Genomic DNA, 13,971 nt, shown 5'->3' with positions numbered 1-13,971 from the left:
TTCGTTCATGCCTGTTTGGTAGGGGCGACGGCGGCGGCAGGGGCGGATGCCTCGCCGTCGCCCTGGATGGTGGCGATGCCGGCCAGCTTGAGCTGGGCGGCACGCGGCTTGGCCTTGCGGCCGGCGGCCGGGGTCTTGCGCAATGCCTGTTCGGCCGTCTCGAGCGCCAGGCGGGCGGCGGCCTGTTCGCCGGCACGGCGGCTGCCGCCGCGCCCGAATACCTGGATGCCGAGCTTGGGCACCAGGCATTCGATCTCGAATTCCTGGCTGTGGGCGGCGCCATGGGTGGCGATCACGTTATAGGTCGGCAGAGAAATCTTGCGGCTTTGCAGGAATTCCTGCAGCAGGGTCTTGGCGTCCTTGCCGAGCGTGCTCGGGTCGACCGTGTCGAGCAGCGGAATATAGAAGGCGCGAATGGTGTCGCGCGCGGCATCGAAACCGGCGTCCAGGAAGATGGCGCCGAGCAGCGCCTCGAGCGTGTCGGCCAGGATCGACGGACGCCGAAAGCCGCCCGATTTGAGTTCGCCCTCGCCCAGGCGCAGGAACTGCGACAGTTCGAGCTTCTGGGCGATCTCATAGAGCGACTGCTGCTTGACCAGATTGGCGCGCAGGCGCGAGAGGTCGCCTTCGTCGAGGTGGCTGAAGCGTTCGTACAGGATCGAGGCCACGACGCAGTTCAGGATCGAGTCGCCAAGGAATTCGAGACGCTCGTTATGCAGGCTGCTATGGCTGCGGTGTGTCAGGGCCTGCTGCAACAGGGCAGCATCCCGGAACGTATACGCCAAGCGCGTTTGCAATAACTGAAGATTCATTGTCGATGTATTGTAGTACGGGCGCCGCGAAGGCGGCGTTTCCTGCTCGGTTGGACGACGCCGGACGGCGCGCGCCATGGTGATTCGGCCGCATCCGCGCCGCCCGTGGACAGGGGCCGGCGGCGGGCGGGGCCTGTCCACGGGCGCCCTGCACGGCCATCCCGGCCGCGTGCAGGCCGGACAGTGGATCAGTTCGCGTCGCCTGCCTTGTCGGCCACGACGCCGCGCGGGTCGGTCGTGCCATCGTAATCGATGACCAGGGTGGCGCGCGCGGTCAGGGGAATGCGCTTTTCGTAGGCAAAACTGATTTCCGGGGTCTCGCTGTCGCGGCTGATGACGAGGTCGCGGCCCCGGATGGTCTCGATATCGTTGATTTCGGCAAACTTGTCGAACGTCTTTTGCATCTCGGCGGAACTGCCGCCGGCCGCCTTTGCGCGCGTCACGCCGTCACGTACGGCGCGGTATTCGAGGAAAGACGGCACGATCTTGATCGCCAGCAGGGCGAACAAGCCGAACACCATCAGTACCAGGATCAGCGCGGTCAGCGAGAGGCCCTGCTGCTTGCCCGGAAAAACCTGTTCACGGTGGGTCATGACTACTCCTTGACGGGGGTCGAAACGGCGCATTACCGGATGCTGCCGATGCGCTTCGGATCGCCGAAGTTCATCCACACCAGGAATGCCTTGCCGACAATGTTTTTGTCGGGAACAAAACCCCAGTAACGGCTGTCCGCGCTGTTGTCGCGGTTGTCGCCCATCATGAAGTAGTTGCCTGCCGGTACAGTACAGGTAAATTTGTCATAGGAATAGTCGCAAGCCTCGCGCTGCGGGAAGTTCTCCACACCGTCGAGGTTGAACGACCGCGCCGGTTCCGTGTTCAGGATGCGGTGCTCGCTGCCCGGCAGCTTTTCGACGAACTGTTTGTGGTAAACCGGCCGTTCGTCGTCCAGGTAGTCGTCCAGCGCCGTGTACTGCACCGGCACGCCGTTCACCGTCAGGCGCTTGTTTTCATAAGTGATCTTGTCGCCAGGCACACCAATGACACGCTTGATGTAATCCTGGCTCAAGTCCTTCGGGTATTTGAACACCATGACGTCGCCACGCTGCGGATCGTTCAACTGGACGATCTTCTTGTTGATGATCGGCAGGCGAATGCCGTAGGTGTACTTGTTCACGAGGATCAGGTCGCCCACCAGCAAGGTCGGCACCATCGAGCTCGACGGGATCTTGAACGGCTCCCACAGGAATGATCGCAGGAAAAACACCAGTGCGATCACCGGGAAGAAGCTGCCCGAATACTCGACCCAGGTCGGCTGGCGCAGGTGCGCCGCCTCGATCGCCGCACGGTTGCCGTTGCTGTCGACCTTGATGCCGTCGGCCAGCAGCTTGGCCGTGCGGGCGTCGTACTCGGCCAGGGCGGCGTCGGCCGCGGCGCGGCGCCGCTTGGCCAGGACCAGCACATCCCAGAACCAGACCACGCCCGTGGCCACCATGAGTACGAACAGAATGAGTGCGAAATTCCCCAGGATCGGTTGCAGGTTCATTTATCTTCCACTTGAAGGATGGCGAGGAAGGCTTCCTGTGGAATTTCCACCGAACCGACCTGTTTCATGCGTTTCTTACCGGCTTTTTGTTTCTCAAGCAGTTTCTTCTTGCGGCTGATGTCGCCGCCGTAGCACTTCGCCAGCACGTTCTTGCGCAGCGCCTTGACGTTCTCGCGCGAGATGATGGTCGCGCCGATCGCCGCCTGGATGGCCACGTCGAACATCTGGCGCGGGATCAGTTCGCGCATCTTGGCCGCCACCTGGCGTCCGCGGTAGGGCGCATTGGCGCGGTGCACGATGATCGCCAGCGCATCGACCTTCTCGCTGTTGATCAGCATGTCGACCTTGACCACGTCGGCCGAACGGTATTCCTTGAACTCGTAGTCCATCGAGGCATAGCCGCGCGAGGTCGACTTCAGGCGGTCGAAGAAGTCGAGCACGATTTCGGCCATCGGGATTTCGTAGTGCAGCTTGACCTGGCGGCCGTGGTAGGCCATGTCCATCTGGACGCCGCGCTTGCCGTTACAGAGCGTCATCACCGAGCCGACATATTCCTGCGGCATGTAGAGATTGACGTCGACGATCGGCTCGCGCACTTCGTTGATCTTCGACGGCTCCGGCATCTTCGACGGATTGTCGACCCGGATGATGCTGCCGTCGCGCATCTCGACTTCGTACACCACGGTCGGAGCGGTCGTGATCAGGTCCATGTCGAACTCGCGTTCGAGGCGTTCCTGCACGATTTCCATGTGCAGCAGGCCGAGGAAGCCGCAGCGGAAGCCGAAGCCCAGCGCCTGCGACACTTCCGGCTCGTACATCAGGGCGGCGTCGTTGAGCTTGAGCTTTTCCAGCGAATCGCGCAGCGCGTCGTACTGGTTCGCTTCGACCGGGAACAAGCCGGCGAACACCTGTGGCTGGACTTCCTTGAAGCCGGGCAGCGGCGCGGCGGCGGGACGGTTCGCCAGGGTCACCGTGTCGCCCACTTTCGCGGCCTTCAATTCCTTGATGCCGGCGATGACGAAGCCCACCTGCCCGGCCGACAGCGTCGGCAGCGAAACCGAGCGCGGCGTGAAGACGCCGATGTTCTCGACCAGGTTCTGCGAACCGGTGGCCATCAGCAGGATCTTGTCCTTCGGGCGCAGGGTGCCGTTGACGACACGCACCAGCATGACGACGCCCACGTACGAGTCGTACCAGGAATCGACGATCAGGGCTTGCAGCGGCGCGTCGACGTCGCCCTTGGGCGGGGGCACGCGCTTGATCAGGTCTTCCAGCACGTCTTCCACACCCAGCCCGGTCTTGGCCGAGCAGGTGGTCGCCTCGGAGGCATCGATGCCGATGACGTCCTCGATTTCCTTCTTGGCGTTGTCGGGATCGGCGTGCGGCAAGTCGATCTTGTTCAGGATCGGCACCACTTCCACGCCCAGGTCGAGCGCGGTGTAGCAGTTGGCGACGGTTTGCGCTTCCACGCCTTGCGAGGCGTCGACCACCAGCAGCGCGCCCTCGCAGGCCGAGAGCGAGCGCGACACTTCGTAGCTGAAGTCGACGTGGCCCGGTGTATCGATCAGGTTCAGGTTGTACACCTGGCCGTCGCGCGCCTTGTAGTGCAGGGCAGCGGTCTGCGCCTTGATGGTGATGCCGCGCTCGCGTTCCAGATCCATCGAGTCGAGCACCTGCGCGTCCATCTCGCGGTCCGACAGGCCGCCGCAAAGCTGGATGATGCGGTCGGCCAGGGTCGATTTGCCGTGGTCGATGTGGGCGATGATGGAGAAGTTACGTATGTTGTTCATTAACAAAGCTCAAACCAAAAAGGGGCGAAGCCGCAGCGGGAACGGGCGGCGCCGCAAACTGCAGGCGCAATACGAAAAAGGCGCTTCGTGTGGGGCTGTTCCTCCCCAGGCGAGCGCCTTATATCAACCAAGATCAATGTGATCAGCTCATGCCGGCGACAATAGCTTCTCCAAGCCAGGCATTTTACCGGATTTCAGGGTAGAAAGCCCGGTTTCTGAGAAATTGGGCGGCCGCCGCCGCCGGCACGGCATGCGCCATGCATGGGCGCATGCCGTGCCGGCGCAACCCGGGGCGGACGGGTTTCCCGTCCAATTCAGGCCGGCTGGCGCTCGAGATAACGCTGCACTGCCCCTGCATCGAGGAAGTAGTGGCACAGCTCGGGTTCGTCGAGCCGGCCGTACAGCACCGGCACCAGCTCGTCGAAGCGCTCGACCAGCGCCGGGTCGGCGTCGACATCGATGACGTCGACCTCGAAGGCGTGCCCGGCCGGCGCGAGGGCCTGGAGCGCCGCCAGCATGTCCTCGCACAGGTGGCAATAGCTGCGCGAGTACAGCGTGAAGTGCGAAGTAAAGCGCGGCATAAGGCGCGGCGTCGAGCGCATCACTTGACCGGCTTGATGACCAGGTATTGCGTGACGTTCTCGCGCCGCACCAGCACCGCCACGCTCTTTTTCGGATCGAGCTTGCCGGCCAGCGCGTTGAACTGGGTCGCGTCCTTGATCTCGACGTTGTTCATCTGCAGGATCAGGTCGCCCGCGCGCAGGCCGGCGCTGGCCGCCCTGCCCTCGGCGGCCTCGACCACCACGCCACCCTCGATCCGCAAGGCGCGCCGCTGCTCGGCCGTGAGATTCGACACCGCCAGGCCCAGCGCGTTCGGCGCCGCGCCCGGGGCCGGCTTGTTCGGCTGCGGCTTGGCGGCGGCGGCCTTGTCGTCTTCCAGCGCGACGATCGTGACCGGCACGTCGAGCTGGGCGCCGCGGCGCCAGACGGTGACGGTGGCGCGCGTGCCGACCTTCGCCGCGCCGACCAGGCGCGGCAGGTCGCGCGTGGTTTCGATCGGCTGGCCGTTGAATTTCAGGATGATGTCGCCGACCTTGATGCCGCCTTTCTCGGCCGGTCCGCCGGGCTCGACCATCGACACCTCGGCGCCGCGCGCCTTGCCCAGGCCGAGCGACTCGGCCACGTCGCGCGTCACTTCCGCGATCTGCACGCCCAGGCGCCCGCGCGTGACGCGCCCCGTCTTTTTCAGCTGGTCCGCCACGCGCATGACTTCGTCGATCGGCACCGCGAACGAGATGCCGTTGTAGGCGCCCGAGAGCGTGGCGATCTGCGAGTTGATGCCGATGACTTCGCCGCGCATGTTGATCAGGGGACCGCCCGAATTGCCGGGATTGACGGCGACGTCGCTCTGGATCAGCGGCAGGTATTCGCCGGTGTCGCGCGACTTGGCCGAGATGATGCCGGCAGTTACGGTGTTGTCGAGGTTGAAGGGCGAACCGATCGCGATCACCCACTCGCCGACCCGGATCTTGCTCGAGTCGCCGGTGCGCAGGTAAGGCAGGTTGGTCGCGTTCACCTTCAGCAGCGCGACGTCCGAGCGGCGGTCCGAACCGAGCACCTTGGCCTTGAATTCCCGGCGGTCGGTCAGCGTGACGGTGACTTCATCGGCGCCGTCGACCACGTGGGCATTGGTCAGCACATAGCCGTCGTCGGAAACGATGAAGCCGGAGCCGACGCCGCGCTGCACTTCCTGCTCCTCCTGCTGCGGCTGAGGCGAACGGCGGCGCGGGATGGGCTGGCCGAAGAAGCGGCGCAGGAATTCCTGCATTTCTTCTTCGCCCGGTCCGCCCTGCCCCAGGCGCACGCGCTCGGTGGTGCGGATATTCACGACCGCCGGGCCGGCCTTGTCGATCAGGTCGGTAAAGTCGGGCAAGCCCGTCACGACCGGCGTCGGGACCGGCGCGGCGGCGCCGGCCACTGGGGAGGCAGACAGGCCGGCACACGCCAACAGCAGGGCCGACAGGACGATGTGAGCGTTTATTTTGCTTGTCATGGGAGTCAGGAGGTGAGGACGGAATTGACGTAATGGTAAGCCAAAAACCGGTGTCTTGTCGCGCATGCGCAGGGGAGCGGCGCCGCGGCGGCGGCGCGCAAAACGGCAAGGCACAACGCGGGGAGAGGAAGGACGTCGGCGCCATGCGGCGCCGAAGGCGTGGCATCGGCTATTCGGCCGCCCGGCTAGCGGGGCGGCACGGCGGACGGACGGCCAGCGACGGCTGCCACGGCGAATCGGTGCGGTGCCTGCCCGGCCGGAGGCAGCGGGCCGGCGCCGGCGCATGGCGCGCCGGTAGCCGGGAAATCAGGAAGATGGCGTCGACGCCGCCAGCGCGTGCACCTGGACGTGTTCGAGTTCGGGCGGCGCGCGGCGCGGGTGGAGCGGCTCGGCCGCCAGGCGCGCGGAAAGGCGTGCCGCGAAGCCGGGCGAGAGATCGGCGGACTCTCCCGTGCGCAATGCATCACCGATCAGGTGATAGACTTTCCAGGCTGCCGTACCGTCGGCCGTGCGCAGGGCTGCGCACGCCAGCTCATGGTCATCTTTCGGCAACGCGTCGTCGCTCAGGGCGGAAATACGTTCGCGGTTTTTTTTGTTCGTGTCCATCTGTCGTTCCAGTAGCTGTGTGATCCAAATTTGTCCAGGGTGGCACGAACCGCGGTCAAGCTGCTGCCTGTCGGCTGGGAGCCCCGGGCGCCCTGCGCCTCCGGCAGCTGCGTGCGGAGAGGCAGGATGCAATGCGCCCCGACGCGGGCGGCCGCCGACCCGGCGCCTCCCTCGAACACGGTGACTGCTTGCCGCGTTGCGCGTGATCCAACCAGGCCAGCTACTTGCGCTTATCAGTTGGAAAATCGAGCAAGGGCCTCAATTTTTCGGCAATGACTTCGCGCGCGCGAAAAATCCTGCTGCGCACCGTGCCGATCGGGCAGGCCATCACTTCAGAGATTTCTTCGTAGCTCAACCCCTCAATTTCGCGTAGAACAATCGCTGTTCGCAATTCAAGCGGAAGCGCTTCCATCGCCGCATTCACCGTGTACGCGATCTGCTTACTGGCTAACACTGATTCCGGCGTGTTTATGTCACGCAAACTATCGGCATCGTCAAACGCTTCGGCACGTTCGGTATCTGCTTCGGTAGAGGTGGGTGCACGCCTGCCTTGTGTGACGAGATAATTCTTCGCGGTGTTAATTCCTATCCGGTAAAGCCAAGTATAAAACGCGGACTCGCCTCGAAAATGGCGCAGGGCACGAAACGCTTTAATAAACGTTTCCTGTACAACGTCCTCGGCTTCGGCAGGGTCGTGCACGAGGCGCGACACGAGGCGCATCAGCCTGCGCTGATACTTCGCCACCAACAGGTCGAATGCGTGCCTGTCGCCGGCCTGGACGCGTTCGACCAGCAGTTGATCACCCTCGCGTTCTGTCGTCACTGACCATGTCCCGTATCTCGCGGCAGGCCGGAGCGGCCCGATCAACCTACTGCGCGTCGGTTCGTCGACCTGCGCAACGCGCTGTACTGAAGTACAGCGCGCATGGTCCCCATGGGAACGCGGTCAACTACCCTTTCGCTCGCTGCGGTTGCCCGGACCTCTCCCACACTGAGAGTTGGCCAGCTGCAATAAGTTCAAAGTATTTCGATAGTCGTTGCTGCCCGTTCCTCGCGCCCGGACAGGGTGCCGATGGCAACGCGCAGCGCTCGGTACTCGCTGGGGCTGAGGCTGTCGCGCAGGACCGGGACGATATGCCTGGCGCCACCTTCTTCGGCCAGATGCAGGAGCAGCATCGACGGCCAGATGAGTGTTGCCGGCAACAGCGTCACGACGGTAGCAGCGGACGCCAGCGGATCGGCTCCCACCTCCTGTTGTACCGTCAGGCCGATGGCGCCGGTTCCAGATACATCAATCCGGTGCGTCTTTGTCGCGCCTGCCCATCCGTGCAGGGAACAGAGCGCTGCAAGCAGGAAAAAAGCGGCGCAGAAGGCCGCACCGGCCACGCGTTCGGGCAACAGGATGCCGACGCTAAAGGCTGCCGCGAATTGCAGCAGCGCGAACGACAGCAGGCCCGCGCGCAAACGGCGTGACGGCGCGACACGTGCGGAGACGGCAATGGACACGAAATAAGAAGGGAAAAATAAAACGGAACGCCTGCCGCGCGCGGAATGCGGCAGAGTCAGGCGCCTAGCCTATTAGACAAGACCAGGCACGGCAGGTTCGACCGGGCGCGTGAAAATTCTCGATGGAGGAGCTTCACGCGCCCCGCGGACTATACCTTGCCAAACACGAGGGTACCGTTGGTACCGCCGAAGCCGAACGAGTTCTTGACCGCATAGTCGATCTGCATCTCGCGGGCGGCGTTCGCCACGAAGTCGAGATCGCAGGCCGGATCCTGGTTGAACATGTTGATCGTCGGTGGCGAGACCTGGTGATGGATCGCCAGCACCGTGAACACCGATTCCAGCCCGCCCGCGCCGCCCAGCAGGTGGCCGGTCATCGACTTGGTCGAGTTGACGACCAGCTTGCGCGCATGGTCGCCGAAGGTGCGCTTGATGCCCTGCACTTCCGCAAGGTCGCCCAGCGGCGTGGACGTGCCGTGCGCGTTCACATAATGCACCTGGTCGGCGTTGATGCCGGCGTTCGCCATGGCGGAGACCATGCAGCGGCTGGCGCCACTGCCGTCTTCCATCGGCGCCGTGATGTGGTTCGCATCGGCGCTCATGCCGAAGCCCAGCAGCTCGGCGTAGATCCTGGCGCCGCGCGCCTTGGCGTGCTCGTACTCTTCCAGCACCATGACACCGGCGCCCTCGCCCAGCACGAAACCGTCGCGGTCGCGGTCCCAGGGACGCGAAGCGGTGGCAGGATCGTCGTTGCGCGACGACAGCGCGCGTGCCGAAGCGAAACCGCCCAGGCCCAGCGGCGAGATGGTCGACTCGGCACCGCCGGCGATCATGACGTCGGCGTCGCCGTATTCGATCAGGCGGCCGGCCGCGCCGATGCAATGCAGGCCGGTGGTGCAGGCCGTGACGATCGCCAGGTTCGGACCGCGCAGGCCGTACTTGATCGACAGGTCGCCCGAAATCATGTTGATGATCGAGGCCGGCACGAAGAATGGCGAAATGCGGCGCGGGCCGCGCTTGTCGTACTCGTCCTTCTGTTCTTCGATCCGCGGCAATCCACCGATGCCGGAACCGACGATCACGCCGATGCGGTCGGCGTTTTCCTCGGTGACTTCGAGACCCGAATCCTGCAAGGCCTGGATGCCGGCTGCCATGCCGTAATGGATGAAGGTATCCATGTTGCGGGCTTCCTTGGCGGGGATGTAATCCTCGATATTGAAGCCTTTGACTTCGCCCGCGAAGCGGGTCGAAAACGGCGTTGCATCGAACTTGGTGATGTTGGCAATGCCCGACTTGCCGGCCAGTGCGGCGTCCCACGCTTCGGCAATCGTGTTGCCGATAGGTGAAATGCAGCCCAGGCCGGTAATGACGACGCGGCGGTTGCGTGAACGGCTCAAGCGATTCTCCCGGAAACTAAGACAGCTTAGGCCTTGACGTGCGCGGTGGCGTAGTCGATCGCCTGCTTGACGGTGGTGATTTTCTCAGCCTGCTCGTCAGGGATTTCCATTTCGAACTCGTCTTCCAGGGCCATCACCAGTTCGACGGTGTCCAGGGAATCTGCGCCGAGATCGTCCACGAACGACGACTCGATTTTGATGTCGGCTTCAGCAACACCCAGTTGCTCAGCGACGATTTTTTTAACGCGTTGTTCGATATCCGACATGTTATGGCTCCATTAGGTATGTGTTGCGGAAAGTGCGCGCATTTTATCAGGTTTGCGCGCTGAAAAACTATTTTCGGCGTCTGACGCTAATTCGGCCGAAACTCCTGCTAAAAGATGAGATTTCGCCGCGATGTAAATAAGGCGTATGTCAACCGTTTGCCCCGTTCGCGGCCGCTCGGCCTTCAATTCATGTACATGCCGCCATTCACGTGCACGGTCGTTCCGGTGACATAGGCGGCCGTCGGACCGGCCAGGAAAGCCACCGCGTGGGCGATGTCTTCCGGCTGGCCCAGGCGCCCCAGCGGAATCTGCGCAAGCAGCGCTTCGTGCTGGCCTTCGCCCAGCCCCTTGGTCATGTCGGTATCGATGAAACCCGGCGCGACGCAATTGACGGTGATGTTGCGGCTGCCGATTTCACGCGCCAGCGCGCGCGTCATACCCGCCACGCCCGCTTTCGCGGCGGCGTAGTTCATCTGGCCCGGGTTGCCGGACGAAGCGACGACCGAGGTGATGTTGATGATGCGCCCGGCCCTGGCCTTCATCATGCCGCGCAGTACGGCGCGCGACAGGCGGCCGACGGCGGTGAGGTTGGTCGCGATCACGCTGTCCCACTCCTCGTCCTTCATGCGCATGGCCAGGTTGTCCTGGGTGATGCCGGCATTGTTGACGAGGATCGCGACGGCGCCGAAGTTCTTTTGCACTTCGTCGATGACGGCCGTGCAACGCGCGGCATCGGTGACGTCGAGCACCAGGCCCTGGCCGCCGAATTCGGCCAGGTAGGCGGTGATGGCCTGGGCGCCGGATTCGCTGGTGGCGGTACCGACGACGGTCGCGCCTTGACGGGCCAGCTCGAGTGCGATGGCCTTGCCGATGCCGCGCGAGGCGCCGGTGACGAGAGCGACTTGGTTCTGCAGATTCATGTAGTTCTTTTCCTTATCTAGACAGGGGCTCAAGCGCCCTTGATGCTTTCCAGTACGCGCTCGAGCGCGGCCTGGTCCGTCAGCGCTTCGCCCGCCAGCACCGGATCGATGCGTTTCGCCATGCCGATCAGGGTCTTGCTCGGGGCGCATTCGATGACGCGGGTGACGCCGCCCGCCGCCATCTTCTGCATCGTCTCGACCCAGCGCACGGGGCCGGCGGCCTGGCGCACCAGGGCATCCTTGATCGCGTCCGGGTCGCCCACGATGGCGACGTCGACATTGTTGATCAAATCGATGCGCGGCGCGTGGAAGGCCAGTGGCGCCATGTACGCGCGCAGGCGGTCGGAGGCAGGCTTGAGCAGCGAGGAGTGGAACGGCGCCGACACCGCCAGCTTCATGGCGCGCTTGGCGCCCCTGGCCTTGGCGATCTCGCAGGCGCGGTCGATCGCGGCGGCGTGGCCGGCGATCACGATCTGGGTCGGCTCGTTGAAGTTCACCGCCTCCACCACGTCGCCCTCGGCCGCTTCGAGGCAGACGGCGCGCACGTCGTCGGCGCCGAGGCCCAGCACGACGGCCATGCCGCCCTGCCCGACCGGCACCGCATCCTGCATCGCTTGCGCGCGAAAGCGCACCAGCGGCACCGCGTCCTTGAAATCGATCACGCCGGCGGCCACCAGGGCCGAGTATTCGCCCAGGCTGTGGCCGGCGACGATGCTCGGGGCCGGGCCGCCGGCGGCGATCCAGGCGCGATACACGGCCACGGCGGCGGTCAGCATGACCGGCTGGGTGTTGGTGGTGAGGTCGAGGTCTTCCTTGGGGCCCTCGGCGATCAGGCGCTTGAGGTCCATGCCGAGGGCATCGGATGCCTCGGCGACGGTGTCGTCGACCGCCCTGTTGCCTTCAAAACCGTTCAGCATGCCGACCGCTTGCGCGCCCTGGCCGGTAAACAGGAATGCGAATTTGCTCATCTTTTTATGTGTCCTTGTCAGTAACGGCGCTGCGAGGCAATTACATGCGCGCCAGAATCGCGCCCCAGGTGAAGCCGCCGCCGACGCCTTCCATCAAGATATTGTCGCCTGCCTTGATGCGACCGTCGCGCACTGCAAGATCCAGGGCCAGCGGAATCGAGGCTGCCGAAGTGTTGCCATGCTCGTGCACCGTGACGACCATGCGCTCGATCGGCAAGCCGAGCTTCTTGGCCGTGCTCTTCATGATGCGGATGTTCGCCTGGTGCGGGATCAGCCAGTCGACGTCGCAAGCCTGCATCTGCGCGGCCGCGAGCACCTCGACGGCGACTTCCTCGAGCACCGTCACGGCCAGCTTGAACACGGCCTGGCCATCCATGTGCAGGAAGCCGCCGCTGGCGGGGCTGCCGGCGGGATTGGGCGGAATCGACAGGATGTCGGCATGGGTGCCGTCGGCATGCAGCTTCGAGGCCAGGATGCCTGGCTCTTGCGAGGCCGTCAGCACCACGGCGCCGGCGCCGTCGCCGAAGAGCACGCAGGTGGTACGGTCTTCGAAATTGAGGATACGCGAAAATACTTCGGCGCCGATCACCAGCACGGTCCGGTGCATGCCCGACTTGATGAAGGCATCGGCCGTGGCCAGCGCATACACGAAGCCGCTGCACACGGCCTGGACGTCGAAGGCCGCGCTACCGTTGAGCATGCCCAGCTTTTGCTGGACGATGCAGGCCGTGCTCGGGAAGCTGCCCTGGAAGTCGGGTGTGGAACTGGCGACGATCACCATGTCGATCTCGGCCGGAGACTTGCCGGCCATGGCGAGCGCCCGGTGCGCCGCCTCGACCGCGAGGTCCGACGAATTCTGTCCGGCCGCGGCGTAGTGGCGCGCAGAAATGCCGCTGCGCGAAACGATCCACTCGTCCGAGGTCTCGATACCCTTGGCGGCCAGTTCCGCCGCCAGTTCGTCGTTGCCGACCCTGCGCGCCGGCAGGTAGCTGCCGGTGCCGATGATTTTGCTGTAGACAGTCATTGCGTTTCCACCCGAGTTCCGTCGTCAATCAAACCTGGCGCTGGGCGTCAGGCGTATCTGGCATCAGTTCGGCGATCATCGCCGAGAGTTGCTCTTGTACATTATATTTCGCCGCATCGAAAGCGCGTTTGATGGCCCATTCGAAGGCATACGCGTTCGCGCCGCCGTGGCTCTTGAAAACCAGGCCCCTCAAGCCCAGCAGTCCAGCGCCATTGTAGCGTTCCGGATTGAGCTTTTTCAGTGCGCCGCGCGCGATCAGCGCGCCCAGCATCGACAGCGCGCTTTGCTTGAAGACCGACTTCATGAAGCGCGACAGGCCTTCGATGGCCTTCAGGGTGACGTTGCCGACGAATCCGTCGCAGACGACGACATTGGTCGTGCCCTTGAAGATATCGTTGCCCTCGACGTTGCCGTGGAAATTCAGGATGCCGCGCTCGTGGTCGGCGCGCAGCAGCAGCGCCGTTTCCTTCACGACCTCGTTGCCCTTGATTTCTTCGGTGCCGACGTTGAGCAGGCCGATGGTCGGCCTGGGCACGCCTTCCATGGCCGAAAACAGGACCGATCCCATGATCGCGAACTGGTGCAGGTGGTGCGGGCTGCAATCGACGTTCGCGCCCAGGTCGAGCATGTAGGTCGGCTCGTTCTTCTGGTTCGGCAGGATCGAGCAGATGGCGGGACGGTCGACGCCGGCCATGGTTTTGAGCACGTAGCGCGACACGGCCATCAGGGCGCCGGTGTTGCCGGCCGAGACGCAGGCATGGGCGCCGCCGTCCTTGACCAGCTCGACCGCGACGCGCATCGAGGAATCTTTCTTGCGGCGCAGCGCCACTTCGATCGGATCGTCCATCGCCACCACTTCGGAGGCATGCCTGATGGTCAGGCGTGGCGTCGAGGCGGCATGGTGTTTCTTGAGCTCTGCGCGCAGCGTCTCTTCCAGGCCGACGAGGACCAGTTCGACCTCCGGCTGCTTCTTCAGGAAGGACAAGGCTGCGGGAATGGTAACGGAGGGACCGTGGTCCCCGCCCATGCAGTCGATGGATATTTTAATTGTCATCTGTGGGGGTAATACCGCGGCTCACGCGACGG

Annotated in this window: 15 protein-coding genes; all 15 read right to left on the bottom strand. The window is 64.1% G+C overall.

What is annotated here, in order from left to right; translation table 11 throughout:
- Positions 1-5 precede the first annotated feature (5 nt).
- The 15 genes from rnc to plsX all read right to left on the bottom strand — a co-directional run bounded on the left by rnc (position 6) and on the right by plsX (position 13,939).
- Positions 6-812, bottom strand: a complete 807-nt coding sequence (rnc, locus tag ACFPOU_RS05460; protein WP_379717997.1) for a ribonuclease III — start codon at positions 810-812, stop codon at positions 6-8.
- A 188-nt stretch (positions 813-1,000) separates the two neighbouring features.
- A complete protein-coding gene (locus tag ACFPOU_RS05455; RefSeq protein WP_379717995.1) occupies positions 1,001-1,405 on the bottom strand; it encodes a DUF4845 domain-containing protein in 405 nt (134 codons plus the stop codon).
- 32 nt (positions 1,406-1,437) lie between these two features.
- Positions 1,438-2,355 (bottom strand): signal peptidase I, encoded by a 918-nt coding sequence (gene lepB / locus ACFPOU_RS05450; protein WP_379717993.1) that lies wholly within the window; start codon positions 2,353-2,355, stop codon positions 1,438-1,440.
- The gene (gene lepA / locus ACFPOU_RS05445; RefSeq protein ID WP_379717991.1) at positions 2,352-4,145 is read right to left on the bottom strand and encodes a translation elongation factor 4; all 1,794 of its coding nucleotides are present in this window, start codon (positions 4,143-4,145) and stop codon (positions 2,352-2,354) included. Before lepA ends, lepB begins: the two co-directional genes overlap by 4 nt.
- A 314-nt stretch (positions 4,146-4,459) precedes the next feature.
- Positions 4,460-4,726 carry a glutaredoxin family protein gene (locus tag ACFPOU_RS05440; RefSeq protein ID WP_379717989.1) on the bottom strand — a complete coding sequence of 89 codons (267 nt, stop codon included), beginning with the start codon at positions 4,724-4,726 and terminating at the stop codon, positions 4,460-4,462.
- Between the two features lie 20 nt (positions 4,727-4,746).
- Positions 4,747-6,198: a DegQ family serine endoprotease gene (locus ACFPOU_RS05435; protein ID WP_379717987.1), complete on the bottom strand. Its 1,452-nt coding sequence runs from the start codon at positions 6,196-6,198 to the stop codon at positions 4,747-4,749.
- Between the two features lie 306 nt (positions 6,199-6,504).
- Entirely contained in the window at positions 6,505-6,804 is a 300-nt protein-coding gene (locus tag ACFPOU_RS05430) for a sigma-E factor negative regulatory protein (protein ID WP_379717985.1), read from the bottom strand.
- Between the two features lie 220 nt (positions 6,805-7,024).
- Positions 7,025-7,627 (bottom strand): RNA polymerase sigma factor RpoE, encoded by a 603-nt coding sequence (rpoE, locus tag ACFPOU_RS05425; protein WP_379717983.1) that lies wholly within the window; start codon positions 7,625-7,627, stop codon positions 7,025-7,027.
- 194 nt (positions 7,628-7,821) lie between these two features.
- Complete coding sequence (locus ACFPOU_RS05420; RefSeq protein WP_379717981.1) at positions 7,822-8,310, bottom strand: protein YgfX; 489 nt, start codon at positions 8,308-8,310, stop codon at positions 7,822-7,824.
- A 149-nt stretch (positions 8,311-8,459) separates the two neighbouring features.
- Positions 8,460-9,707, bottom strand: a complete 1,248-nt coding sequence (gene fabF, locus ACFPOU_RS05415) for a beta-ketoacyl-ACP synthase II (RefSeq protein WP_379717979.1) — start codon at positions 9,705-9,707, stop codon at positions 8,460-8,462.
- Positions 9,708-9,733: 26 nt separating this feature from the next.
- Complete coding sequence (acpP, locus tag ACFPOU_RS05410) at positions 9,734-9,973, bottom strand: acyl carrier protein (protein ID WP_020653257.1); 240 nt, start codon at positions 9,971-9,973, stop codon at positions 9,734-9,736.
- A gap of 182 nt (positions 9,974-10,155) precedes the next feature.
- The gene (gene fabG, locus ACFPOU_RS05405) at positions 10,156-10,893 is read right to left on the bottom strand and encodes a 3-oxoacyl-ACP reductase FabG (RefSeq protein WP_379717977.1); all 738 of its coding nucleotides are present in this window, start codon (positions 10,891-10,893) and stop codon (positions 10,156-10,158) included.
- Between the two features lie 29 nt (positions 10,894-10,922).
- Entirely contained in the window at positions 10,923-11,861 is a 939-nt protein-coding gene (gene fabD, locus ACFPOU_RS05400; RefSeq protein ID WP_379717975.1) for an ACP S-malonyltransferase, read from the bottom strand.
- Positions 11,862-11,901: 40 nt separating this feature from the next.
- A complete protein-coding gene (locus tag ACFPOU_RS05395; RefSeq protein ID WP_379717973.1) occupies positions 11,902-12,885 on the bottom strand; it encodes a beta-ketoacyl-ACP synthase III in 984 nt (327 codons plus the stop codon).
- A gap of 28 nt (positions 12,886-12,913) precedes the next feature.
- Positions 12,914-13,939 (bottom strand): phosphate acyltransferase PlsX, encoded by a 1,026-nt coding sequence (gene plsX / locus ACFPOU_RS05390; protein WP_379717971.1) that lies wholly within the window; start codon positions 13,937-13,939, stop codon positions 12,914-12,916.
- Positions 13,940-13,971 lie beyond the last annotated feature (32 nt).

This window comes from Massilia jejuensis, assembly GCF_042656795.1.
Classification (GTDB): Bacteria; Pseudomonadota; Gammaproteobacteria; order Burkholderiales; family Burkholderiaceae_D; genus Telluria; species Telluria jejuensis.
Note: the sequence above shows the minus strand (reverse complement) of the source record. Positions and strands in the feature narration are given on the sequence as shown.

Bases quoted from the DNA above. Each gene is read 5' to 3' on its own strand.
- ACFPOU_RS05435 (WP_379717987.1), bottom strand. From the start codon at position 6,198: ATGACAAGCAAAATAAACGCTCACATCGTCCTGTCGGCCCTGCTGTTG.
- fabD (WP_379717975.1), bottom strand. From the start codon at position 11,861: ATGAGCAAATTCGCATTCCTGTTTACCGGCCAGGGCGCGCAAGCGGTC.
- acpP (WP_020653257.1), bottom strand. From the start codon at position 9,973: ATGTCGGATATCGAACAACGCGTTAAAAAAATCGTCGCTGAGCAACTG.
- ACFPOU_RS05440 (WP_379717989.1), bottom strand. From the start codon at position 4,726: ATGCCGCGCTTTACTTCGCACTTCACGCTGTACTCGCGCAGCTATTGC.
- lepA (WP_379717991.1), bottom strand. From the start codon at position 4,145: ATGAACAACATACGTAACTTCTCCATCATCGCCCACATCGACCACGGC.
- rnc (WP_379717997.1), bottom strand. From the start codon at position 812: ATGAATCTTCAGTTATTGCAAACGCGCTTGGCGTATACGTTCCGGGAT.
- ACFPOU_RS05430 (WP_379717985.1), bottom strand. From the start codon at position 6,804: ATGGACACGAACAAAAAAAACCGCGAACGTATTTCCGCCCTGAGCGAC.
- fabG (WP_379717977.1), bottom strand. From the start codon at position 10,893: ATGAATCTGCAGAACCAAGTCGCTCTCGTCACCGGCGCCTCGCGCGGC.
- ACFPOU_RS05455 (WP_379717995.1), bottom strand. From the start codon at position 1,405: ATGACCCACCGTGAACAGGTTTTTCCGGGCAAGCAGCAGGGCCTCTCG.
- plsX (WP_379717971.1), bottom strand. From the start codon at position 13,939: ATGACAATTAAAATATCCATCGACTGCATGGGCGGGGACCACGGTCCC.
- ACFPOU_RS05395 (WP_379717973.1), bottom strand. From the start codon at position 12,885: ATGACTGTCTACAGCAAAATCATCGGCACCGGCAGCTACCTGCCGGCG.
- lepB (WP_379717993.1), bottom strand. From the start codon at position 2,355: ATGAACCTGCAACCGATCCTGGGGAATTTCGCACTCATTCTGTTCGTA.